Source organism: Georgenia wutianyii, from assembly GCF_006349365.1.
GTDB lineage: Bacteria > Actinomycetota > Actinomycetes > Actinomycetales > Actinomycetaceae > Oceanitalea > Oceanitalea wutianyii.
Genome location: NZ_CP040899.1, coordinates 685,810 through 708,930 on the forward strand (window position 1 = coordinate 685,810; position 23,121 = coordinate 708,930).

Here is a 23,121-nt window from a genome sequence, read left to right on the forward strand (position 1 = left end):
CCCACTATCGCACCGAGGTCCGACGCCGCGCGGCTGCCGGATAGGGTCGGTGCTCGTGAAGATCCTCAGCGTCGTCGGTGCCCGCCCGCAGTTCGTCAAGCTCTCGCCCGTCGCCCACGCCCTGGCGGCCGCCGGTCACGAGCACGTCATCGTCCACACCGGCCAGCACTACGACGCCGCCCTGTCCGACGTCTTCTTCGCCGACCTCGGCATCGACCGCCCGGACGTCAACCTCCACGTGGGCTCCGGCTCGCACGCCGAGCAGACCGGGGCGATGCTCCCCGGCCTCGAGCGGGCGATGCTCGACCACCGCCCCGACTGGGTGCTCGTCTACGGCGACACGAACTCCACCGTCGCCGCCGCGCTCGCCGCGGTGAAGATCCACCAGCCCGTGGCCCACCTCGAGGCGGGGCTGCGCTCCTTCAACCGGCGCATGCCCGAGGAGCACAACCGGGTGATGACCGACCACGCCGCCGACCTCCTGCTCGCCCCGACCGCCGTCGCCGTGGAGCACCTGCGCTCCGAGGGACTGGCCGACCGGACGGTCCTCGTCGGCGACGTCATGACCGACGTCCTGTACCGGGTGCGCGACGAGGTCGTGCGCGAGGGCGCCCCCGCCGTCGCGGCCCCCGAGGGGGACTACCTCGTCGCGACCATCCACCGCGCGGAGAACACCGACGACCCCGAGCGTCTCGGGGCCATCGTCGGGGCGCTGGCGAGCCTGCCCCGGCCCGTCCTGCTGCTGGCCCACCCGCGCCTGCGTGACCGCGCGGCGGCCGCCGGGATCGACCTCACGGCCGGGGCGGTCACCGTCCTCGAGCCGCAGCCCTACCCGACGCTCGTCGCGCTCGTCGCGCGGTCCTCCGGTGTCGTCACCGACTCCGGCGGCCTGCAGAAGGAGGCCTTCCTCCTGCGGGTGCCGTGCACGACGCTGCGCCGGGAGACCGAGTGGGTCGAGACGGTCGAGCTCGGCTGGAACGTCCTGGACGGGGACCTCACCGACGTCGCCGGCCACGCGCTGCGTCCCACGCCGCCCGCCACCGACGCCGCCCCCTACGGGGACGGGCACGCGGCCGAGCAGGTCGTCGCGGCGCTCACGGAGGCGCTGCCGGCCTGAGGCGGCTCACCACCGGTTGAGGACGTCCTCCGCCCAGCCGGTGGCACCGTCCACGCTCACCCGCGTCCCGGCGGAGTCGCTCATCCACCCCGACCAGTGCCCGAACGCCTGGTGGGTGTCGCTGGCGAGCACGCCCAGCGCCGTGCGCGACTCCTTGACGTGGAACGGGGTGAGGGTGAGGTCCGCACGCTCCCCGCGCACCCGCCACGGGCCGCCCTCGGTCGAGTACTCCCAGCGGAGCTCCTCGCTGATCTTGTGGACGACCCCGTCGACGACGAGCGCGTTCTCCGTCGAGCCGGTGCCCTGCGTCCACCGGGCGCCGAGCTGGACCCCGACGACCCGCCCGGCGCTCACGCCCGAGCCGGCGCCCCAGTTCCAGCGCATCTCGTAGGGCCAGCGCCCGCGCCCGTGGTCGAGCACCGCCCACGACTCACCGGCGGGCACGTCGTGGACCCGCCCGTCGACCCACAGCCGGCCGCGCGCGGGCCGGGCGACGTCCTTGACCGTGTACTGGAAAAGCCGCTCGTCCCAGGGCACGACGACGCCCATCGCCTCGTGGCCGGCGGGCCGCTCGGCGAGGACGTCGAGGCGGACGCGCGAGGTGACGGCGCGCAGCCGGGTGCCGCCGTCGACCTCGTCGACGGCGATGGCGAGGTCCCCGGCCCGGGCCCGCACCGGGCCGCGCCCGAGGGTGCCGGGAAGCGTGGTCCCGGCCGCGAGCGGGCTGATCGCGTTGGCGCCGACGGCCTCGCCGGTGGCGCGGTCGAGCAGCCACACCTCGTGGACCCCGGCGTAGTCGATGTCGGAGACGGTGAGCGCGAGGACGTGCGTCGGGGTGACGACGTTCCAGTACTCCCACCGCTTGCTGCGTCCGCGGGCGTAGGCACCGCGGCCGATCCCGTCGGTGTCGTGCAGCTGTCGCCGGGTCCAGCCGACGGCGGCAGGATCGAGGCGGCCGTCGGGGCGGCACAGCGCCACCGGCTCGGTGATCTCCCGCTCGGGCACGCTGGGCCCCTCCGTGCCCGCCCGGGTGAGCTGGTCGTTGAGGGCACGCATCCGCGCGGGCGCGATCTTCACGGTGCGCCGGTCGGCGGACAGCAGCCCGTTCGTCTCGCCCTCGACGTCCGACACCTGGGTGTACACCGACGCCGCCAGGCCGTGGCGGACGGAGGGGAGCACCTGGCCGAGGTGGAGCCGCTCGACGGCGAGCGCGAAGGCCTCCGGGTCGCGGTAGCGGCGGTAGCCGAACTCACGGGGGACGTCCGGGGCGTCGGCCTCGCTGCGCAGGCTGTAACCGCCGAACTCGGACAGGACGAGCGCCCGGTCCCCGCCGCGGTGGCGCAGGTGGACGGGCCGGAAGTACACGTGCCGGCTGTCGACGTCACCGGCGCCCTGGTCGTGCCAGCCGCTCGCGTGGTCGACGACGCGGGTGGGGTCCAGCGTGCGGACCTCCGCGGCGACGTCGGCGGCGTCGAACTGGCCCCAGCCCTCGTTGAACGGCACCCAGGCGACGACGCTCGGCACGTCGCGGAGCAGCTCGACGGTCGCGCGCGCCTCCCGGCGGAACTCCGCACGCCCGGCGGCGTCGGCGCGGGCGAACGCCGCGTAGCGGTCGTCGCGCAGCCGCAGCGGGGTGAGCACCGGCGCCGTGACGACCGCCGGCCGGTAGCGCCCGCCGCCGTTGACGAGGTCCTGCCACACGAGCATGCCGAGCCGGTCGCAGTGGTGGTACCAGCGCAGCGGCGCGATCTTGATGTGCTGGCGCAGCATCGTGAAGCCGAGGTCCCTCATCGTCTCGATGTCGTGCACGAGGGCCGCGTCCGACGGCGGGGTGTAGAGCCCGTCGGGCCAGTAGCCCTGGTCGAGCGCGCCCGCCTGGAAGAAGGGCCGGCCGTTGAGGTGCAGGCGCGGCACGCCGGAGCGGTCCGCTGCCACACCCACCGAGCGCATCCCCGCGTAGGAGGTGACGACGTCCTCACCCAGCGTCACGGTGAGGTCGTACAGGTGCGGGTCCTGCGGGCTCCACGGCCGCGCGTCGGGCAGGTGCAGGCGCACCGGCTCGCCCGTCGCGGCGTCGTCCGTCCCGCCGACGACGGCGTCCCCGTCGCGGACCTCGACGCTCGCCCGGAGCCCGGCCGGGCCGAGCACGGTGACCTCGAGCCGGCCGTCGGCCAGGTGCGGGAGGAGCCGCAGCCCGGTGACGTGCTGCTCGGGCACCGACTCCAGCCACACCGTCTGCCAGATCCCCGACTGCGCGGTGTACCAGATGCCGCTCGGCTCGAGGGTCTGCTTGCCGCGGGAGTGGTAGGAGGTGTCGGACAGGTCGCGCACGACGACGGCGAGCTCGTGCGTCCCGCCCTCGGCGAGCCGGCCGGTGACGTCGAGGGTGAAGGGCAGGTAGCCGCCCTCGTGGGTGCCGACGACGCGGCCGTCGAGGAGGACGGCGCAGTGCTGGTCGACGGCGCCGAGATGGAGGTGGAGGCGCCCGCGGTCGAACCCGGCAGGCAGCCGCAGCGTGCGGCGGTACCAGAGCAGGTCCCCGGGACCCACCTGGCGCCGGACGCCGGACAGCGGCGCCTCGGGGGAGAAGGGCACGAGGATCTGCCCGTCCCACGAGCGCGGCGGGGAGAGACGGTCCAGCCCGCGCGCTCCCGGGCCCAGCCCTGCGGGCGCCGGGAGGATCGCGTAGTCCCAGTGCCCGTTGAGGCTGAGGTGCCCCGGGCGGGTGAGCTGCGGGCGGGGGTGCTCGGGCAGGACTGCCGCCGGGTCGAGCGCCGCGCCCCAGGGGGTGAGCGCCGGGGCCGCCGCGGCGGTGCGGCTGGGAGACATACGGTGAGCCTAGCGGCGCCCTCGGGGCGACGCCGGGCGGCTATCGTCGTGCCCTCCGGAGACCTGGGGAGGGGCAGTGGAGCCACGGATCAGCGTCGTCACGCTCGCGGTGCGCGACCTCGCGGCGAGTCGCCGCTTCTACCTGGACGGCCTGGGCTGGAGCGCCGTCGTCGACGTGCCCGGTGAGGTCGTCATGGTGCAGGTGGGCGCGCACGTCGTGCTCTCGCTGTGGGACGAGGCCGCCTTCGAGGCCGAGGTCGGCCCCCTCGCCCGCGGTGACGGGGTCCCGCCGCTCACCCTCGCGCACAACGTCGTCACACCCGCCGAGGTCGACGAGGTGCTGGCGACGGCGCACGCCGCCGGGGCGAGCGTCGACGCGGCCCGGACGCGCGAGTGGGGCGGTTACAGCGGCTACTTCGCCGACCCGGACGGCTTCCGGTGGGAGGTGGCCCACAACCCCGGCCCGGTGGGACGGTTGCTCCTGCCCTGACGTCCCCTCCCACGGATATCGTGGGCACGGGTCCGGACCGGCCGGGCACGAGATGAGGAGCTTCATGCGTATCGCGGTGGTTGCCCTGGGCAAGATCGGTCTGCCGTTGGCGGTGCAGTTCGCCGACGCGGGGCACGAGGTCGTGGGCGTGGACGTCCAGCAGTCCGTCGTCGACCTCGTCAACGAGGGACGCGAGCCGTTCCCCGGCGAGGCGCACCTCCAGGAGAAGCTCTCCGAGCTCGTCCCCGCGGGCCGGCTGCGGGCCACGACGGACTACGGCCAGGCCGTCCCCGGCGCCGACGCGGTCGTCGTCGTCGTCCCGCTCTTCGTCGACGACGAGACGTGGGAGCCGGACTTCGCGTGGATGGACGCCGCGACGCGCTCGCTGGCCGAGCACCTCACGCCGGGCACCCTCGTGTCCTACGAGACGACGCTGCCCGTGGGCACCACCCGGGGCCGCTGGAAGCCGATGATCGAGGAGATCTCCGGGCTGCGTGAGGGCGAGGACTTCCACCTCGTCTTCTCCCCCGAGCGGGTGCTCACCGGGCGGGTCTTCGCCGACCTGCGGCGCTACCCCAAGCTCGTCGGCGGGCTGAGCACGGCGGGCGCGGACCTCGCCCGCGAGTTCTACGAGGCCGTCCTCAGCTTCGACGAGCGCCCCGACCTCGCCCGCCCCAACGGCGTGTGGGACATGGGCAGCGCCGAGGCCGCCGAGATGGCCAAGCTCGCCGAGACGACCTACCGCGACGTCAACATCGGGCTGGCCAACCAGTTCGCCGTCTTCGCCGACAAGGTCGGCATCGACGTCTACGCGGTCATCGAGGCCTGCAACTCCCAGCCCTACTCCCACATCCACCGCCCGGGCATCGCCGTCGGCGGCCACTGCATCCCGGTCTACCCGCGCCTCTACCTGTCCACCGACCCTGACGCCTCGATCGTGCGCACGGCGCGCCAGCACAACGCCGGGATGCCCGAGTACGCGATCTCCCGCGCCGCCGAGCTGCTCGGCGACCTCACCGGGCTGCGGGCGGTCGTCCTCGGCGCCTCCTACCGCGGCGGGGTCAAGGAGACGGCGTTCTCCGGGGTGTTCGCCACGGTCGCCGCGCTGCGCGAGCGCGGTGCGCAGGTGCTCGTCCACGACCCGATGTACACCGACGAGGAGCTCACCGCCTTCGGCTGGGAGCCCTACCGGCTCGGCGAGCCGGTCGACCTCGCCGTCGTCCAGGCCGACCACGCGGACTACCGTGAGCTGACCCCCGCCGACCTGCCCGGCGTGCGCCTGCTCGTCGACGGTCGCCAGGTCACCGACGCCGCCGCGTGGGCGGGCACCCCCCGCGTCGCCATCGGGGCCGGCCACTGAGCACCTCGCCATGAGCTGGTGGGCCGCGGCGCCGGACGCGTTCGCGCTCGCGCTGCTCGTCCTGCTGCCCGGCGGGCTCGCCCTGCGCCTGCTCGGGGTCCGCGGCCTGTCGGCGCTCGCGGGCGCCCCGCCGGTGACCCTGGGTGCGCTCGGCGTGCTCGCGGTCGCCTACGCACCCCTCGGGGTGCCGTGGCGGCTGCCCGCCGTGCTCGCCGGGCTCCTCGTCCTGCTCGGGGTGCTCGCGCTGCTCGCGCGCGCCCTGCGGCTGCCGGCCGGGCCGGGCCCCGGCCCGCTCGGGCGGCGCGGGCGGCTCGCTGTGGGGGCGGGCCTCGCGGTGGGCGCCGCCCTGCTCGCCCTGCCCTTCCTCACCGTCCTGCCGGCAGCGGACTCGCCGCTCCAGCAGTGGGACGCCGTCTTCCACCTCAACGCCGTCGTCAGCGCCCGTGAGACCGGGGTGATCACCCCGCTCGGCGGGCTCGCCCCGCTCTACGGTGATGGCTCGGGCAGCCCCTACTACCCGACCGGCTGGCACTCGCTCGTCGCGCTCGCGCCCGGGGACTCGGTCCTGGCGGCGACGAACACGGCGGTCCTCGTCCTCGGCATGGGCACGTGGGTGCTCGGCCTGACCGGGCTGGCGCGTGAGGTCCTCACCCGCGCCGTCCTGCCGGCCGTGCTCGCCCCGCTCCTGGCGGCCGGCTTCATCGCCTACCCGGCGGTGCAGCTCACCGTCCTCGCCCAGCTCCCCAACGGCCTGTCCACCGCGCTGCTCCCGGGCGCGCTGCTGCTCGTCGTGCGCGCGGTGCGTGCCGCGCGGGTGCGACAGGGCGTCGTCGGGGCCGGGCTGGCCGCCGTCCTCGCCGCGGCCGGCGTCGTCGTCGCCCACGCGAGCGGGGCGTTCTCCCTCGCCGTCCTCGCCGGCCCGCTCGTCATCGGCGCCCTCGGCGGGTGGGCGCTGGCGCAGGTGCGGCAGGGCCGTCGAGCGCTGGGCGGGGGAGTGCTGCTCGCGCTCGTCGCCGTCGTCGTCGGGACGCCGCTGCTCCTCGCCAACCTCGACGCGCTGTCCTCGGTCACCGGGTTCGAGCGCGCCAGCGGGCGCAGCCACCGGGCCGCCCTCCAGGAGGTGCTGCTCGACAACGCCCTCGTCCACTGGTTCCCCGGTGACGGGTGGCAGCACGTCGCGGTGACGGTGGCGACGCTCGCCGGGGCGGTGCTCACCCTCGTGCGCCGCCGCCACCGCTGGCTCACCGTCGCCCTCGCCCTGGCCGCCGGGCTGGCCGTGCTCGCGGCCGGCCCGGAGGACCACCCGCTGCGCTGGCTGTCGGGCTTCTGGTACACCCAGGCGGGGCGCATCGCACCGGTCGCGGTCGTCCCGGCGGTCCTGCTCGCCGCCTACGCCCTCACCGCGCTCGTCGAGCGGGCACGCGGCGTCCCCGCCGCGGTCCCGCAGAACTCGGCTGTCGCGCGGAAGTCGGCTGTCGCGCGGAAGTCGGCTGTCGCGGGGGAGGTGGGGGTGGGGGGTGCCGTGCTCGTCGGGGTGCTCGTGCTCGTGCTCGGCACCGCGGTGCTGCGGCTGCCGCTCCAGGAGCGGGTCGTGGCCAGCGCGTACGTCCCGGGGCAGGTCGCCTGGGGCACGATGGCGAGCGAGGACGAGCTGGCGATGATGCGCCGCCTCGGTCAGTCCCTGCCGCCCGGGGCGGTCGTCGTCGGCGACCCGTTCAACGGCTCGGCGCTCCTGCCCGCCGTCGCCGGGGTCGACGTCGTCTTCCCCCAGCTCGGCGCCGGCGGCCGGTCCCCGGCCCAGGAGGTGCTCGAGGAGCGGCTGGCCGACGTCCACGACGACCCGGCCGTGTGCGCCGCGCTGGGCGAGGTCGGGGCGACCCACCTCTACCAGGACACCGCCACCGCGCGCGACGGCGCCAAGCAGCGCGACCGCACCGACGGCATGCAGGACGTCGACGTCACCCGCGGCTTCACCGAGGTGGACAGCGCCGGGACGGCGTCGGTCCACCGCATCGAGGTGTGCGGCTGAGCACACGGCACCCGCGCCCGGCGGGCACGCCCCTATCCTTGGCCGCGATGAACATTCCTGCGGTGCGCGTCGTGACGGTGGCCTTCAACCCCGGCGAGGAGCTCGAGACGTTCGCGACGTCGCTGGCCGGGGCGACGTCCCGCGAGGTCACGCTCGTCGTCGTCGACAACGGCACGCGGACCGACGTCGTCGACGACGTCGCCCGCCGCCACGGCGCGCAGGTGCTGCGCCCCGGGACGAACCTCGGCTACGGCGCGGCCGCCAACCTCGGCGCGCGCGAGGGCGAGGAGCCGTGGGTGGTCGTCGCCAACCCCGACATCCGGTGGGAGCCGGGCTCCCTCGACGCGCTCCTCGACGCCGCGGCCCGCCACCCGCGGGCCGGGTCCCTCGGCCCGCAGGTCCTCAACACCGACGGCACCGTCTACCCCTCCGCCCGCGCGATCCCCTCGCTCACCGAGGGCATCGGCCACGCGCTGTTCGTCCGGGTGTGGCCGGGCAACCCGTGGACGCGGCGCTACCACCGGCGCCAGGAGCAGCAGGAGGTCGAGCACGCCGCCGGGTGGCTGTCCGGGGCCTGCCTGCTCCTGCGCCGCGAGGCGATGCGCGAGCTCGGCGGCTTCGACGAGAGCTACTTCATGTTCTTCGAGGACACCGACCTCGGTGACCGGCTCGGGCAGGCCGGCTGGGAGAACGTCTACGTCCCGGCGGCCCGCGTGGTCCACGACCAGGGCGCGAGCTGGCGCGAGCGGCCCGCCCCGATGATCCGGGCCCACCACCGCAGTGCCGAGCTGTACCTCCACCGCCGGTACGCGGCGTGGTACCAGCTGCCCCTGCGCGTGGCGATCTCCCTCGGCCTGCGCGCCCGCGCGTGGCTGGAGACGCGCCCCGCCCGCTGACGCCGCGGCGGAGCAGGCACGGGATCGGGGACAATCGACGTCATGCAGTGGACCGAGGCGGTGCCGACCGCCGCCGCCCTCGCGGCCCTGCTCTACCTGCCCGGCTACCTCGGCACCCGGCTGCTCGGCCTGCGCGGGCTCCTCGCGCTCGCGGGGGCACCGGCAGCGACGGTCGCCGTGCTCGCCCTCGGCGCGGTCGCCCTCGACGTGCTCGACGTCGCGTGGGGGCCGGTCTCCGTGACGGTGCTGCTCGCCCTCGCCGTGGCCCTGTGCGCCGTGCTCGGCCGCCTGCTGCGCGCCCGGCCGATCGCGCTGCCGCCTGTCTCCCGCACGTGGGCGGTCGTCGTCACCGGGGCGACGGCGCTCGCCGCCGGCGTCCTGCTCTACGCGTTCGTCCTCGGCATGGGCAGGCCCGACGCCGTCCACCAGATCTACGACCCGATCTTCCACCTCAACGCCGCAGACACGATCCTGCGCACGGGCAACGCCTCCTCCCTCGGCGGCCTGGACCCGATGTACGGCTCGCGCACCGGGGTCTTCTACCCGGCGGCGTGGCCCTCGATGGTCGCCCTCGGCGCGGCGGTCTCCGACGTCGTCGTCGCCTCGAACATGCTCATGCTCCTCACCGGGGTGGTCGTGTGGCTGGGCGGGATCGTCGTGCTCGCGCGGGTGGTGGCGCCGGGTGCGCCGCTCGTCGCCGCCGCGGCACCGGTCGTCGCCTCCTCCTTCCTCGCCTTCCCGGCGAACATCCACGTCCTGCAGGGGATCTTCGGGTACTCGGTCGCGATCGCGATGTGGCCCGGCGTGCTCGCCGTGCTCGTCCTGGCCCTGCGCTCACGCAGCGCGGCCGGGGTGGTGGCCGGGGCGGTGGGCGCCGCCGGGCTCGTCCTCGCCCACCCCAGCGGGGTCATGCTCCTCGCCGTCGGCGTGCTGCCGCTCCTGGGGCACCACCTCGCCGGGTGGGGCCGTGAGCTCGCCGGGCGCGGGCGACGCGTCCTGGGCACCCTGGTCCGGCTCGCGGTGCCCGGCTTCGTCGCGCTCCTCGTGCTCGCCGTCTACACCGTGCCCCAGCTGCAGGCGATGGCGGGCTTCGTGCACCCCACCCGACCGCTCGGCCCGACGCTGCGCACCGCGTTCCTCTCCGCGACGACGGTCGGCTGGACCAGCCCGTGGGCCAACACCGTCGTCGCCGCGCTCGTGCTCCTCGGCGCCGTCGTCGCCTGGCGCCGGCCCGTGACGCGCTGGCTCGCCGTCGGGTGGCTCACCACCCTCGTGCTCTTCCTCGCCACCGCCCTCGGTGGCCCTCTCCGCCGGCTCGGGGCCTTCTGGTACAACAACCCCGACCGCGCCGAGGCCCTCCTCCCGACGTTCGGCGCGCTCCTCGGTGCGCTCGGCGTCCACGCGCTCGCGAGCCTCGCCGCCCGGGCCCTGGCCGCCCGCGGCGCCCGCCCGGCGCAGGTGGCCGGCGGGCTCGTGGCCGTGGCCGTCCTCACCCTCGCCTTCGTCACCTCCGGCGCCTTCCGCACCGACGAGCGGCTCCACGGCTGGACGTGGTGGGCCTTCAACCCCGACCACCGCCTCACCGGCCTGGCGTACGCCTCGCGCGAGGAGCTGGAGATGCTGCGCGACCTGCCGGTCCCGGACGACGCCGTCGTCGTCGGTGACCCGGTGAGCGGGGCGGTGCTCACCCAGTCGGTCGGCGACGCCGTCGCCTTCATCCCGCACGTCAACCCCTCGAGCTGGGACGCGACGCAGCGCTTCCTCCTCGAGCACTTCGCCGACATCCACACCGACCCCGCCGTCTGCGAGGTGCTGCGCGCCGAGGGGATCGACTACTTCTACGCCGACGAGCCCGCCGACCCGACGTGGGAGACCCGCGCGCCGGGCTTCTACGGCGTCGACACGTCCACCGGCTTCACGCTCCTCGACAGCGGCGGGACCGCGCGGCTCTACCGCATCGACGCGTGTACCCCGTGAGCCTGGTCGCAGCTTCGGCGGGCGGGAGGCCGCGGGCGGGAGTCATGCCGTAACCTGTGGCGAGCGGCGCGCCCGGAGGCGGCCGCCACCGAGCAGGAGGAGAGCGGCCGTTGGGCGTGGTGCAGGACGTACGAGACTCACGAGAGCTCGTGCTCAACCTGACCCGGCGTGAGATCAAGGGCAAGTACAAGCGGACGTTCCTCGGCCAGCTGTGGTCGCTGGCCAACCCGCTGGCCCAGATGCTCATCTTCACGCTGGTCTTCTCGTTCATCCTCCGCGTCCCACCGGACGTCGGGGATCCCTCGGGGCTGAACATCTTCGCCCTGTGGCTGCTGTGCGCGCTGCTGCCGTGGTCGTTCTTCACCAACACCGTCAACGGCGGCATGGGTGCGCTCGTCGGCAACGAGAACCTCATCAAGAAGGTCCACTTCCCGCGGGTCGCGCTGCTCGCGGCGAACTCGCTGTCGTGGATGTTCACCTGGTCGATCGAGATGGCCGTCCTGCTCGTCGCGCTCCTCATCGTCGGGGCCAACGCGCTGCCGTTCGCGCCGCTCGTCATCGTCTTCATGGCGGTGCTCTCGCTGTTCGCCACGGGCGTCTCGCTCATCCTGTCGATCGCCAACGTGTACTTCCGCGACGTGCAGTACCTCACCGGGATCGTCTTCCAGGTGTGGTTCTACGTGACGCCGATCCTCTACCCGGTGGCGTTCGTCGCCGAGCAGCTGAACAAGCTGCCCTCGCTCTTCGGCGTGGTGAGCATGTTCGACATCTACATGTTCAACCCGATGGCGAAGTTCGCCGAGGTCTTCCGCAACCTCCTCTACGACAACCGGCTGCCCGAGCTCGGGACCTCCCTCACCGTCCTCGCCTGGGGCCTGGGCACGTTCCTCGTGGGGTACCTCGTCTTCAAGCGGCACGAGAAGGGGCTGGCCGAGGCGCTATGACACAGGTCGCCGTCGCAGTCGAGAACGTCTCCAAGCGCTTCCGGATCTACCACGAGCGCAACCAGACCCTCAAGAGCGCGATCATGCGCCGCCGCCGGTCGCTCCACGAGGACTTCTGGGCGCTGGACGACGTCACGTTCGACATCCCCGAGGGGCGCACGTTCGCGCTCGTCGGGGACAACGGGTCGGGCAAGTCCACGCTCCTCAAGTGCATGGCGCAGATCCTCTACCCGACGTCGGGGACGATCCGCACCCGCGGGCGTGTCGCGGCGCTGCTCGAGGTCGGCTCCGGCTTCCACCCCGAGCTCTCCGGGCGGGACAACGTCTACCTCAACGGCTCCATCCTCGGCATGACCAAGCCGGAGATCGACTCGAAGTTCGACGACATCGTCGGGTTCTCCGGCGTCGAGCAGTTCATCGACCAGCCGGTGAAGAACTACTCCTCGGGCATGTACGTGCGCCTCGGCTTCTCCGTGGCGATCCACGTCGACCCGGAGATCCTCCTCGTCGACGAGGTCCTCGCCGTCGGTGACGCGGCCTTCCAGGAGAAGTGCGCCGAGAAGTTCGCCGAGTTCCGCCGCGACGGGCGCACCGTCGTCGTCGTGTCCCACTCCGCCCCGCAGCTGCGCCAGATGGCCGACACCGCCGCCTGGCTCGTCCAGGGCAAGCTCAACCGGGTCGGGGACGCCAAGGAGGTCCTCGAGGAGTACATGGACGCCTCCCACGCCGGGGAGGTGCGCATCGACGCCGAGGGCCGGGTCCACCACGGCAGCGGCGAGATGAGCGTGGACCACGTCGAGGTCTTCGGCCCCGGCGGCCCCGGCACCGACGTCCGCAACGGCGAGGACCTCACGGTCCGGGTCGCCTACACGGCGCACGAGCCGGTCACCGACCCCGTCATCGGCTGCGCGATCGAGTCGGTCGACGGCACCTACCTGTGGGCCTCGAACACCTTCGACCACGGCCCGCGCCTCGGGCAGGTCACCGGCTCGGGCGTCCTGGAGTGCCGTGCCCCGGCCACGGCCCTGGCGCCGGGCATGTACACGGTCATCACCTCCCTCACCGACTCCACCACCCAGCACCTGTACGACCAGGTGCGCGACTCGGCCCGCTTCGGCGTCCAGTCCGGGGCGGAGAAGTTCTGGGGCGGTTACGTCCAGACCCCCTCGCGCTGGCAGGTGCCCTGATGGCCCGGATCCTCGTCGTCACGCTCGACACGCTCGCCGAGCGGATGGCGGGCCCCGCCATCCGCGCCTGGGAGATCGCCTCGGCCCTCGCGCCCGAGCACTCCGTCCAGCTCCTCACCTTCGGGTCCTGCGACCGGCCGGGGGAGGGGTTCACCACCGCGCACACGACCGTCGGGGAGTTCCGCGCCCAGGTCGAGGCCAGCGACGTCGTCGTCGTCCAGGGCTTCGTCGTCGCGACCTTCCCGTGGCTGCAGAGCGCCGAGCAGGTGCTCGTCATCGACCTCTACGACCCCTTCCACCTCGAGTCCCTCGAGGTCGAGCGGTACAAGCCGGCCCCCGAGCGGCACGCCGCGCTCGCCACCGCGCTGCGTGAGCTGGGCGCCCAGACCCGCCGCGGCGACCTGTTCCTCTGCGCCTCGGAGAAGCAGCGCGACCTGTGGCTCGGGCAGCTCGCCGCCTCCGGCCGCGTCAACCCCGACACCTACGACGCCGACCCGTCGCTGCGCAGCCTCATCACCGTCGTGCCCTTCGGCACCTCCCCGACCCCGCCCGAGCGGACGGCGCCGGCGATCAAGGGCGTCGTGCCCGGCATCGGCCCGGACGACAAGGTCGTCCTGTGGGGCGGCGGCGTCTACAACTGGTTCGACCCGGTGACGGTCGTGCGGGCGATCGACGCCGTGCGTGAGCGCGTCCCGCAGGTGCGGCTGTACTTCCTCGGGATGAAGCACCCCAACCCCGACGTGCCCGAGATGGCGATGGCGACCCGCACCCGCGAGCTCGCCGACTCCCTGGGCCTCACCGGCACCCACGTGTTCTTCAACGAGGACTGGGTGCCGTACGCCCGGCGCGCGGACTACCTCCTGGACGCCGACGTCGGCGTCAGCGCCCACTTCGACCACATCGAGACCGCGTTCAGCTTCCGCACCCGGATCCTGGACTACCTGTGGGCCGACCTGCCCATCGTGTGCACCGAGGGTGACACCTTCGGTGACCTCGTCGCCGCCGAGGGGCTGGGCGTGGCCGTGGCCCCCGAGGACGTCGACGGCATGGCCGCCGCGCTCGAGCGTCTGCTCACCGACGACACCGCTCGCGACGAGGCGCGTGCGAACGTCGCCCGCGTCGCCGAGCGGTACACCTGGCCGGTCGCCCTCGCCCCGCTCCTCGACTTCGCCCGCGCCCCCCGCCGGGCCGCGGACGCCGCCCGGATCGCCGCGGGCAGCGAGGTCGACTTCGCGAGCCTCCCGCTGCTCACCCGCCTGCGCCTGGACGCCACCGCCGCGTGGCGCCAGCTGCGCTCCGGCGGCCCGCGCGCCGTCATCGACAAGGTGCGCTGGCGCCTGGCCCGCCGCCGCGGCTGAACCGCGGCCGGCCCACAGCCGGCCCGCGGCCGGGCCGCTCAGGCCAGGCCGCGGACGTTCGTGTACGGGTCGGACATCGTCCGCGGACGCCACCAGGCGAGCGCGGCGCGCTCCTCGTCCTCGATGCGCGCGGTGCGCGAGGAGGACTCGTAGTGCCGCAGCCGCGCGAAGGGCGTGCACACGACCCGGCGGCCCGCGCCACGCACCTTGAGGCAGTAGTCGACGTCGTTGTAGTTGAGCGGCAGCGCCTCGGTGAGGCCGCCGACCTCGACGAACAGGTCCCGGGGCGTGAGCAGGCACGCGCCGGTGACCGCCTCGTAGTCGCGGTCCACGACCTTGGAGCCGAAGTGGCCGGCGTCCTCCGCCTCGAAGATGTGCGGGTGGGTCGCCTCGCCGTCGCGGTCGAAGCTCACCCCGACGTGCTGGATGCGGCCGTCCCCGAAGAGCAGCTTGGCGCCCACCGCCCCGACCTGCGGGTCCTGCGCGACGGCGACCATCCGCTCCAGCCACCGCGGCTCGAGGACGACGATGTCGTCGTTGAGCAGGAGGAGCAGCTCGCCGCGGGCGGCGGCCGCCCCGGTGTTGACCGAGCGGGAGAAGTTGAACGGCCCCGCGACAGGAGCGAGGGTGAGCCGGTCCCCGAGGATCTCCTCGCACTCGGCGAGGACCTTCGGGGAGGTGCCCTCGGAGGTGACGAGGACGACCTCCCAGCGCTCGTACGTCGTGCGCTCGACGAGCGAGCGCAGCAGCTGGGTGACGAGGAGGCGCTCGTGCCCCTCGATCTCGCGTCGGCCACCGGCGGTGGGGACGAGGATGCTCACGAGCGGCGGCTCGGGCACCTCCCGCCACACGCGCAGGAAGCCCGGGGCGTCGCCCTCTGCGGTGCCGGTGAGCTCGACGCTCGCCGGGACGCCGAGGCGGGCGTAGCGCTCGGCAACCGCCTCCCGGCCGGCCGTGAGCACGGCGAGGTCGTCCCCGGCGGCGCGGATGAGGCCGGTGACCGGGACGTGGGCGACGTCCTCGGTGCGCTCGGTGAGGCGCAGCGCGAGGTCCCACTCCATCGCCCCGCCGCTGCGCCACCCGCCGACCTCGGCGAGCACGTCGCGGCGGACGAGGAGGAGGCGCCCGAGGTAGTTCGTCGCCTCGAGGTAGGCCGGCACCCAGCGCGGCTTGGAGAAGACCCCCGCGGGCCCGGACTCGTCGGTGTAGAGGGCCGCGGGCTCACGCCCGAGCCGGTCGACGAAGGCGACGACGGCGGCGAGCGCGCCCGGCTCGAGCCGGTCCCCGGAGCCGAGGACACCGACGTAACGGCCGCCGGCCCGGCCGGCCGCCGTGGTGAGGGCCGCGGCGAGGTCGCCCGCGGCGGGCACCGGCACGAGCTCCCACGGCCCCTCGCCCTGCGCGGCGAAGGAGTCGGTCGCCGCCGCCCGGCCGGCGTCGTCGCCGGGCAGGAGGAGGAGGGAGAGCAGAGGGCCGGAGGCCTGGCTCACGGCTGACGCCTCAGCCGGGCGAGCACCGCGCGGGGCGCGCGCAGGAGGCGGCTGAGGAGCTCGGTCGCGCGCCAGCGCCGCGAGGAGAGGACGACCGCGAGCTGGTGCTCGGCCTCGACCGCGCGTCGCTCGGCAGCGCCGACGACGTCGTCGCGCTCGGCGATGGCCACGGACTGGTCCTCGAGGAGGCGGTGACCGATCTCCAGGGCGTCGCGGGCCGCGACGAGCGAGGCCGACAGCTCGGCGTTGTGCAGGCGCAGCTGTTCGTTCTCCAGGGCGAGGGCACGCCCCGCCTCGTCCGCGTGGGCCTGGCGGTCGCGAGCCGGCAGGTCGCGCCAGTAGACAGCGTCATCGGAGGGCATGGCCATACGGTAGTCCCCCTCACGCCCCGCGCCGTACCGCCCGGGAGAGGTGGGGACGGGCCCCTCCGGAGTGGTGGCCACGTACGATGCTGGGATGCGCGTCGTCCAGGTGTCCGCACACTTCCCACCGAACTTCGTCTCCGGCGGGGTCCTGGTCCCGCAACGGTTCGCGCGGGCGGCCGCCGCCGCGGGCCACGAGAGCCACGTCTACGCCGGGTACCTCGACGACGCGCGCACGCCGCTGTCGACCTTCAGCGAGACCCACGAGGGTGACGTGAACGTGCGGTGGATCGTCACGACGCCCTGGACCGCCTGGAACGACGAGAAGAACTGGTACAATCCCGCCGTCGAGGCCGACTTCCGCGCCTGGCTCGCCGAGGTCCGGCCCGACGTCGTCCACCTCCACTCCCTGCAGACCCTCGGTGGCTCCCTCGTGCGGGCCGCGAAGGAGTCCGGCGCGGCCGTCGTCGTCACCATGCACGACTTCTGGTGGGTGTGCGCCCGCCAGTTCCTCGCCACCGCCGACCTCACGCCGTGCTCGGTCGTCGTCTCGTGCGGCACGTGCCCCTGCGCCGCCGGCCACCAGTCGCTCCTCGAGCGCGACGCGCGGCTCGCGAAGGAGCTCGCCTTCGCCGACGTCGTCCTCGCCCCGTCGGAGATCACCGCGAAGGTGCTGCGGGCCAACGGCGTGCCCGCCGACCGGCTGCGCGTCGACGAGAACGGCCTGCCCGCGACCGAGGCGCCGGTCGCCCACCAGCCCTCCGACGGCCCGCTGCGGTTCATGTTCGCCGGCGGACCCGACCCGATGAAGGGCCTGCCGGTGCTGCTGCGCGCCGCCGAGCAGGTGGCCGACCTCGACGGCTGGACCCTCGACCTCTACGGCGCAGGCGACTTCCCCACCTCAGTGCCCCCGCAGGTCCGGGTGCGCGGACGGTACGGCCGCGAGGAGCTCGGCGAGGTCCTCGCCGCCCACGACGTCCTCGTCCTGCCCTCGGTGAACCGCGAGTCCCACTCCATCCTCACCCGCGAGGCGCTGCTCGCCGGGCTCGCCGTCGTGTGCACCGACACCCTCGGGCCCGAGGAGGCCGTCCTCGACGGGTACAACGGGATGGTCGTCCCGGCCGCCGACGCCGACGCGCTCGCCGGGGCGCTGCGCCGCCTCGTCACCGACCCCGTCGCCGCCCGCGCCCTCATGGGCAAGGGCTCGGCCAGCCCGGTGCGCACGCTGGAGGACCAGACCGCCGGCGTCCTGGAGCTCTACGCCGAGCTCGCCGCCCCGCCGGCGCCGGTGCCCCCCGAGGAGGACCTGACCGTCACCCGCCGCGCCTCCGAGCAGCTCATGCGGCGCGTGCTGTTCGTCGTCGGCATCCAGGGCGCCCCGCTGCGCTACCGGGCCCACCTGCCGGCCGAGGCGCTGCGCCTGCACGGGGTGCACGCCGACGTGCGCCACTACCGCGACCCCGCGCTGCCCGAGCTCGTCGAGCAGGTCGACGCCGTCGTCCTCTACCGCGTCCCGGCGACCTCCCAGGTGCTCGACCTCGTCGCCCAGGTGCGCCGCCGCGAGCGGACCGTCCCGGTCCTCTTCGACGTCGACGACCTCATCTTCGACCCCGAGCTCAAGGACGAGGTCCACGGCCTGAGCCGGCTCTCGCCCGAGGAGATCGAGCTGTGGTGGCGCGGCGTGGCCCGTTACCGCACGACGATGGAGGCGGCCGACATGTTCATCGGCTCCACCACCGAGCTGTGCCGCCACACCACCGCCGTCACCGGGCTGCCCTCCCGTCGCTTCGCCAACGGCGTCGGCACCCTGCTCGCCCAGGCCTCCGACGACGCCCTCCAGCGCCCCCGTGCCGAGGGTCCGCTGCGGGTGGGCTACTTCTCCGGCACGAACACCCACGACGCCGACTGGGCCGCCGTCGAGCCCGCCGTCCGCGAGGTGCTCGAGGCGCACCCCGACGTCGAGCTGTGGCTCGGCGGGCTCGTCGAACCGACGTCCGCGCTCGACGGCCTGGCCCACCGGGTCCGCCGGCTGCCGTTCGTCGGCTGGACCGAGCTGCCCGGGCTGCTGCGCGACGTCGACATCGCCCTCGCCCCGCTCACCGAGCGCAGCCGCTTCAACGAGGCGAAGTCGGCCATCAAGTGGCTCGAGGCCGCGCTCGTCGAGACCCCCGTCGTCGCCTCGCCCACCGAGCCCTTCCGTGAGGCCATCGACCACGGCCGCACCGGCTTCCTCGCCGCCGGTCACGAGGAGTGGGTCGCCGCGCTGACGTCCCTCCTCGACGACGTCGCGCTGCGCCACCGGGTGGGCAGCCAGGCGCGCCGCGACGCGCTGCTGCGCTGGTCACCCCACCTCCAGGGCCGGGTCTACCTGGAGAACCTGCTCGCCGCGGCGGACCACGTCCGGCGCGAGGGCCCGCGTCGGCCGACGGACTGGGAGCCGGTCGTCGACGACGAGCCGCTGTCCGCCGCGGACGCCTACGTCGAGCCCTACGCCCTGCCGGCCCCCGCCGGCCGCGTGCCCGCCGCGCTGCTGAGCCACCCGCTCGCGCGCAAGGCCGCCGCGGCACGGCGCGTGTACCGCGCCGAGGGAGCCCGTGAGGTCGGCCGCCGGGTCGTGCGCACGCTGCGCGCCCGCGTCCGCCGGTGACCGCGGCGCAGGAGAGGCGGCGCGCCCGCCTCGGCACGGTCGCGGCGTGGGCGCCCCTCGTCGCCCTCGTCGTCCTCCTGCTCGGCCCCGCGCTCGTCGGGGCGCAGCTGTTCGCCGCCGGCGACCTCATCGAGCGCCAGGCGCCGTGGGCCGAGGCCTCGACCGTCGAGACCGTGACGAACGCGTGCGTCTCCGACACCGTCGACGCCGCACTCCCGCACGCGCTGAGCTTCCGCGACCGGATCGCCGCGGGTGACGCCGCGCCGCTGTGGGAGTCGAGCGCGAGCGCCGGGACGATCCTCGGGGCCGCCCCGTTCCAGGGTGTCGTGTCCCCGATCTTCCTCGCCACCCTGCCCCTCCCCGACGTCCTGTTCCCCGCGTGGATGAAGCTCCTGGAGATCGGCGTCGTCCTCCTCGGCACCGTGCTGTGGGCGCGCCGCCTGGGGCTGTCGGTCGCGGCGGGAGCCCTCGGCGGGTTCCTCTACGCGACGAGCGGGTACCTCGTCATGTGGACCGGCTGGCCGCAGACCCGCACCGCCGCCTTCTTCCCGCTCGTCTTCTGGGCGGTCGAGCGGATCGTCCAGGACCGCACGCTGCGCTCGGCGCTGCCGCTGCCGTTCGTCGTCGCGGGCGTCGTCCTCGGCGGGTTCCCCGCGATCGTCGTCCACACCGTCTACCTCGCGGCCCTCTACGGGGTCGTCCGGCTCGTCGTGCTCAACCGGCGCGAGCGGCCGGCTCCCGGCGGCTCACCGTGGCGCAGGTGGGGCCGTGCCCCGGCACTCGCCGCGGCCGGCGGGCTCGCCGGGCTCGCGCTCGTCGCCTTCCAGGTCGTGCCCTGGGCCCAGCAGCTGCGCGAGAGCGTCGACCTCGAGCGCCGGGCGAGCGCGTGGCAGCTCACCCTCGACTGGCCCGAGATCCTCACCATGGCCTACCCGGAGGCGCTCGGCTCCTGCGCGTCGGGCGCGGCGCGCTGGGGCAGCCTCATCCCCGTCGAGGGCGTGAGCTTCGTCGGCGCCGGCGCGCTGGTCCTGTGCGTGGCCGCCCTCGTCATGCCGCCGGCCTCCGACCGGCTGCGCGCGGTGCGCGGTTTCCTCCTCCTCGCCATCGTCCTCACGCTCGCCGTGACGTTCGTCGGCGGCGGGCTCAACTACCTCGTCCAGCTCCTGCCCGGCATGGGCGGCTCCGGTCTCCAGCGCACCCGCGCGGTCGGCGGGCTCATGTTCGCCATGCTCGCCGCCGTCGGCTTCGACTCGCTCGTACGCGGCCCCCGGCCCGGGGTGGGGCGCCGGCGCTGGGCGCTGGCTGCCGCCGTCGCGGTGGTCGCGGCCCTCGGGGTCGCCGCGCTGCTCGTGCGGGAGGTCGCTCCCGGACCGGCCGAGTGGGCCCAGGCCCGCCCCTCGGTGGTCCTCGGGCTCGTCGCCGGCGTGCTCGTCGCCGCGGCGTGGGCGGCGGTGCTGGTGCGCCCCCGGCCCGCGCAGGTGGTCGCGGCCGTGCTCGTCCCGCTCGTCCTCGCCGTCGAGGGCATCACCTTCGCGGCGGCCTGGTGGCCCCGCGCCGACCCCGACACCCTCTACCGCGACACCCGCACCGACGCGTTCCTCTCCGAGAACCTCGGGCACGACCGCATGGTCGGGATGTACGGCGCCTACTGGTACTCCGCCGCCCAGGTGCCCGGCCTTCGGTCCCTGTCCGGGCACACCTTCACCCCCGAGGAGTGGCGCGCGCTGCTCCTCGCCGCCGACAAGGGGATGTTCCGCTCGGCGACGAGCCACTCGCTGTCGAGCCCGCAGGCGCTCACCTCACCGGTCCTGGACCGCTTCGCCACCCGCTACGCGGTCATGGACACCCACGTCATCCCGCCGGGAAGCTTCTGGGGCGACGGCGAGCAGGGCACCGGCGTCGTGCGCGCCGGCGCCGGTGCGGACGGGCCGGTGGCCGCGCGGACCGTCGAGGCCGGCACCCCCGTGCGCGCCGCGCTCGTCGAGCTCGCCGAGCCGCTCGGGGACGTCCCGGAGGGCGGCGACCCGGGCCGCCTCGTCGTCGAGGCGCTCGACGAGGACGGGAAGGTGCTCGCGACGGGCAGCCGCCGCCTGCGCGACGGGGAGTCCGGCGTCGTCGGCGTCGCGCTCGCGGGGGAGGAGCTGCCCACCGACGGGCCGGTCACCCTCCAGGTCCGCGTCGAGGGCGGCCCCGGCGTCGAGCTGCGGGCCGCGGGCGACAACGAGGCCCAGCGCGGGGAGGCCTGGCTCGGCGTCATCGTCGCCGGGGACGACGACCTCACGCTCGTCGACACGACCGACGCGCTCGTCCTCGAGCGCGAGAACGCCCTGCCGCGCTTCCGGTGGGCGTCCGACGCCGCGGAGTGCACCGACGCGCCCGAGTGCGCCGCGCTCATGGCGCAGGTGCCCGGGAGCACCGTCCTCCTCGAGGACGCCGACGTCGCGGCCTTCGACGGCGCCGGCGCCGAGATCGAGGTGCTCCGCGACGACGACGACCTCCAGCAGGTCCGGGTCGAGGCCGACGGGGCCGGGATGCTCGTCGTCGCCGACGGCGTGCACAGCGGCTGGGTCGCGCGCCTCGACGGCCAGGAGGTGCCGATCCTCACCGCCGACCACGCGATGCGGGGTGTGGCGGTGCCCGCGGGGGAGCACGTCGTCGAGCTGTCCTACGAGCCCACCGGGTGGGGGGCGCTGCCGTGGGTGGCCGGCGCCACGGCGGTCGGTCTCCTCGGGCTGTGGCTGTGGCTCGCCCGGGCGGGGCGCCCGGCGGACCGCCCGCGGCACGCGACGGGCCGATAGCCGCTTCGGTGTGGAGTCCTGGACCCAGGAGGTCCAGGACTCCACACCGAAGGCGCGAGACCGGGGGTCAGGCGATGCCGGAGAAGCTCAGCAGCATGCTGAGGTAGCCGCCGACCGCGACGACGTAGGCGAGGACCTGGTAGCGCCGCTCGTGCGCGACGAGCGTGAGCGCGGCGATCGTCATCGGCACGAGGGTGACGGCGTAGCGGGCGCTCACCCCGCGGAAGTAGCCGCCGCCGCGGAGGAACTCCTGGCCCTGGACGAGCAGCGGGACGGCGACGGCGCCGACGAGCGCCGCCCAGCCCACGACCCGCTCCGCCTGGCCGGGCCGGAACGTCACCAGCGCCATGAACGGGGCCGCGGTGAGGAGGACGGTGAGGGCGCCGACGCTCAGCCAGATGAGGGAGGACATGAGCTCGGGCTGGACGTAGAAGTCGTCGACCAGGCCGAAGGCGGAGGTGAGCGTGGGCGCCCACTCGTCGAACGGTGCGCCGGCCACGGGCGCGGTGTTGACCCCGGCGATCGGGTTCGTCCAGTTCTCCACCGCCCGCCCGGACTGGAAGGCCGACCAGGCGAGGGCGCTGGCGCCGACCGCGAGGACCGGGACGACCGCGATGAGCAGCCGGCGCACCGCCTCGCCCCAGTTCCGGTCGCGCAGCTGGGGCAGCGCGCTGAGCGCGACGACCCCCACGGCGGTGAGGATCGCGACGGTGCTCATGAGCTTGACGTTCGCCGCGAGGACGGCGATGACCGTGGGCAGCACCCAGGCGAACCAGCCGGTCCGCCCGTCCCGGAACACCCGGGTGAGCACCCACAGCGCACCGACGCCGAGGAGCGCGGCCGGGGCGTCGTTGGTCACCGTGGAGGAGGCGTGGACGATGCTCGGCACGGCCATGATCACCGCGGCGCCGGACGCGGCGAGCGCCGGGCGCAGCCGCCAGTGGCGCAGCACGCCGTACATCGCGACGACGGCGGCGGCGAGCCACAGCCCGCCGCTGAGCCGGGCGCCGGTGGTGAAGCTCTGGCCCAGCGCCTCGGCGACGGTGCCGGCGGCCGCGGCCGCCGCGTAGTACAGCGGCGGGTGCCAGGCGTTGTAGTTCTCCCCGCGGGCCGGGTAGTCCGAGGGTGCGACCTCGTCCGCGGTGGCCTCCTCGCACGGCGGCAGCGCCTCGGCGATGGACTGCTGGCCGCGGCAGGACCACTCCTCCAGCGTGAAGTCGCTCAGCGGCACGCCGGTGTAGGGCAGCTCGCCCTGGCTCACCTTGTACGCGTAGTCGAGGTGGGTGTGCTCGTCGAGAGCGGAGATCTGGGTGCCGCCGAGCACGCCGAGCACGCTGAGCAGGACAGCGGCAGCGGCGAGGAGGAGGGACCACAGGACGTCGGTGCGCAGCGGCACCTCGCGCGTCCGGCGACGGGTGCGTCCGGATGCCGGCTCGTTCGTCGCCGCCGCGACCTCGGGGGTCTGGCCCTCCACACGTCCTCCTCAGGCTCGGTGGCGCGGTGCAGACGCGCCGCGGACAGGCTACCGTCGCGCCGTTGCCGGGCTGTGCGGGTGTAAGGCTCGGCACACCCGGCCCGGCCCCCGGGCGCTCTACCGTATTGTGGGCGGGAGGTTCGGCGTCGTGCCCGGTCGTGCC

General features: G+C 74.8%; 15 protein-coding genes. 11 read left to right on the forward strand and 4 right to left on the reverse strand.

Translation table 11 applies throughout. From position 1 onward, the window contains the following. Positions 1–55: 55 nt before the first annotated feature. On the forward strand, positions 56–1,117 hold the full coding sequence (gene wecB, locus FE251_RS03035) for a non-hydrolyzing UDP-N-acetylglucosamine 2-epimerase (RefSeq protein WP_139073820.1): 1,062 nt from the start codon (positions 56–58) through the stop codon (positions 1,115–1,117). A 6-nt stretch (positions 1,118–1,123) separates the two neighbouring features. Here the strand turns inward: wecB and FE251_RS15775 are convergent, their stop codons facing one another. Beyond that, positions 1,124–3,946 carry a DUF2804 family protein gene (locus FE251_RS15775; protein ID WP_139947807.1) on the reverse strand — a complete coding sequence of 941 codons (2,823 nt, stop codon included), beginning with the start codon at positions 3,944–3,946 and terminating at the stop codon, positions 1,124–1,126. A gap of 76 nt (positions 3,947–4,022) precedes the next feature. Between FE251_RS15775 and FE251_RS03045 the strand changes: the two genes are divergently transcribed. From FE251_RS03045 to FE251_RS03080, 8 genes are all read left to right on the forward strand, one after another. Continuing rightward, positions 4,023–4,436: a VOC family protein gene (locus FE251_RS03045; RefSeq protein WP_139073819.1), complete on the forward strand. Its 414-nt coding sequence runs from the start codon at positions 4,023–4,025 to the stop codon at positions 4,434–4,436. Positions 4,437–4,500: 64 nt separating this feature from the next. After that, a complete protein-coding gene (locus FE251_RS03050; protein WP_139073818.1) occupies positions 4,501–5,796 on the forward strand; it encodes a nucleotide sugar dehydrogenase in 1,296 nt (431 codons plus the stop codon). A 10-nt stretch (positions 5,797–5,806) separates the two neighbouring features. Further along, positions 5,807–7,825 carry a DUF6541 family protein gene (locus tag FE251_RS03055; RefSeq protein WP_139073817.1) on the forward strand — a complete coding sequence of 673 codons (2,019 nt, stop codon included), beginning with the start codon at positions 5,807–5,809 and terminating at the stop codon, positions 7,823–7,825. Positions 7,826–7,872: 47 nt separating this feature from the next. Next, the gene (locus tag FE251_RS03060) at positions 7,873–8,721 is read left to right on the forward strand and encodes a glycosyltransferase family 2 protein (RefSeq protein ID WP_139073816.1); all 849 of its coding nucleotides are present in this window, start codon (positions 7,873–7,875) and stop codon (positions 8,719–8,721) included. A 42-nt stretch (positions 8,722–8,763) separates the two neighbouring features. Continuing rightward, on the forward strand, positions 8,764–10,698 hold the full coding sequence (locus tag FE251_RS03065) for a DUF6541 family protein (protein WP_139073815.1): 1,935 nt from the start codon (positions 8,764–8,766) through the stop codon (positions 10,696–10,698). Positions 10,699–10,847: 149 nt separating this feature from the next. Next, complete coding sequence (locus tag FE251_RS03070) at positions 10,848–11,642, forward strand: ABC transporter permease (protein WP_230976522.1); 795 nt, start codon at positions 10,848–10,850, stop codon at positions 11,640–11,642. Next, a complete protein-coding gene (locus FE251_RS03075; RefSeq protein WP_139073813.1) occupies positions 11,639–12,829 on the forward strand; it encodes an ABC transporter ATP-binding protein in 1,191 nt (396 codons plus the stop codon). Before FE251_RS03070 ends, FE251_RS03075 begins: the two co-directional genes overlap by 4 nt. Next, positions 12,829–14,187 (forward strand): glycosyltransferase family 4 protein, encoded by a 1,359-nt coding sequence (locus FE251_RS03080; RefSeq protein WP_139073812.1) that lies wholly within the window; start codon positions 12,829–12,831, stop codon positions 14,185–14,187. The genes FE251_RS03075 and FE251_RS03080 overlap by 1 nt, the downstream gene beginning before the upstream one ends. A gap of 38 nt (positions 14,188–14,225) precedes the next feature. Here the strand turns inward: FE251_RS03080 and FE251_RS03085 are convergent, their stop codons facing one another. Further along, positions 14,226–15,677 (reverse strand): glycosyltransferase, encoded by a 1,452-nt coding sequence (locus tag FE251_RS03085; protein ID WP_139073811.1) that lies wholly within the window; start codon positions 15,675–15,677, stop codon positions 14,226–14,228. Further along, the gene (locus FE251_RS03090; RefSeq protein ID WP_139073810.1) at positions 15,674–16,039 is read right to left on the reverse strand and encodes a hypothetical protein; all 366 of its coding nucleotides are present in this window, start codon (positions 16,037–16,039) and stop codon (positions 15,674–15,676) included. The genes FE251_RS03085 and FE251_RS03090 overlap by 4 nt, the downstream gene beginning before the upstream one ends. Positions 16,040–16,133: 94 nt before the next feature. Here FE251_RS03090 and FE251_RS03095 point away from each other — a divergent pair, with 94 nt between their 5' ends. Together FE251_RS03095 and FE251_RS03100 are read left to right on the forward strand one after the other, a co-directional pair. Further along, the gene (locus FE251_RS03095; RefSeq protein ID WP_139073809.1) at positions 16,134–18,686 is read left to right on the forward strand and encodes a glycosyltransferase; all 2,553 of its coding nucleotides are present in this window, start codon (positions 16,134–16,136) and stop codon (positions 18,684–18,686) included. Then, positions 18,683–21,484: a YfhO family protein gene (locus tag FE251_RS03100; RefSeq protein ID WP_139073808.1), complete on the forward strand. Its 2,802-nt coding sequence runs from the start codon at positions 18,683–18,685 to the stop codon at positions 21,482–21,484. Before FE251_RS03095 ends, FE251_RS03100 begins: the two co-directional genes overlap by 4 nt. Before the next feature lie 67 nt (positions 21,485–21,551). Here FE251_RS03100 and FE251_RS03105 read toward each other — a convergent pair whose 3' ends face one another. After that, positions 21,552–22,958, reverse strand: coding sequence for a phospholipid carrier-dependent glycosyltransferase (locus tag FE251_RS03105; RefSeq protein ID WP_139073807.1), 1,407 nt, complete (start codon positions 22,956–22,958; stop codon positions 21,552–21,554). Positions 22,959–23,121 lie beyond the last annotated feature (163 nt).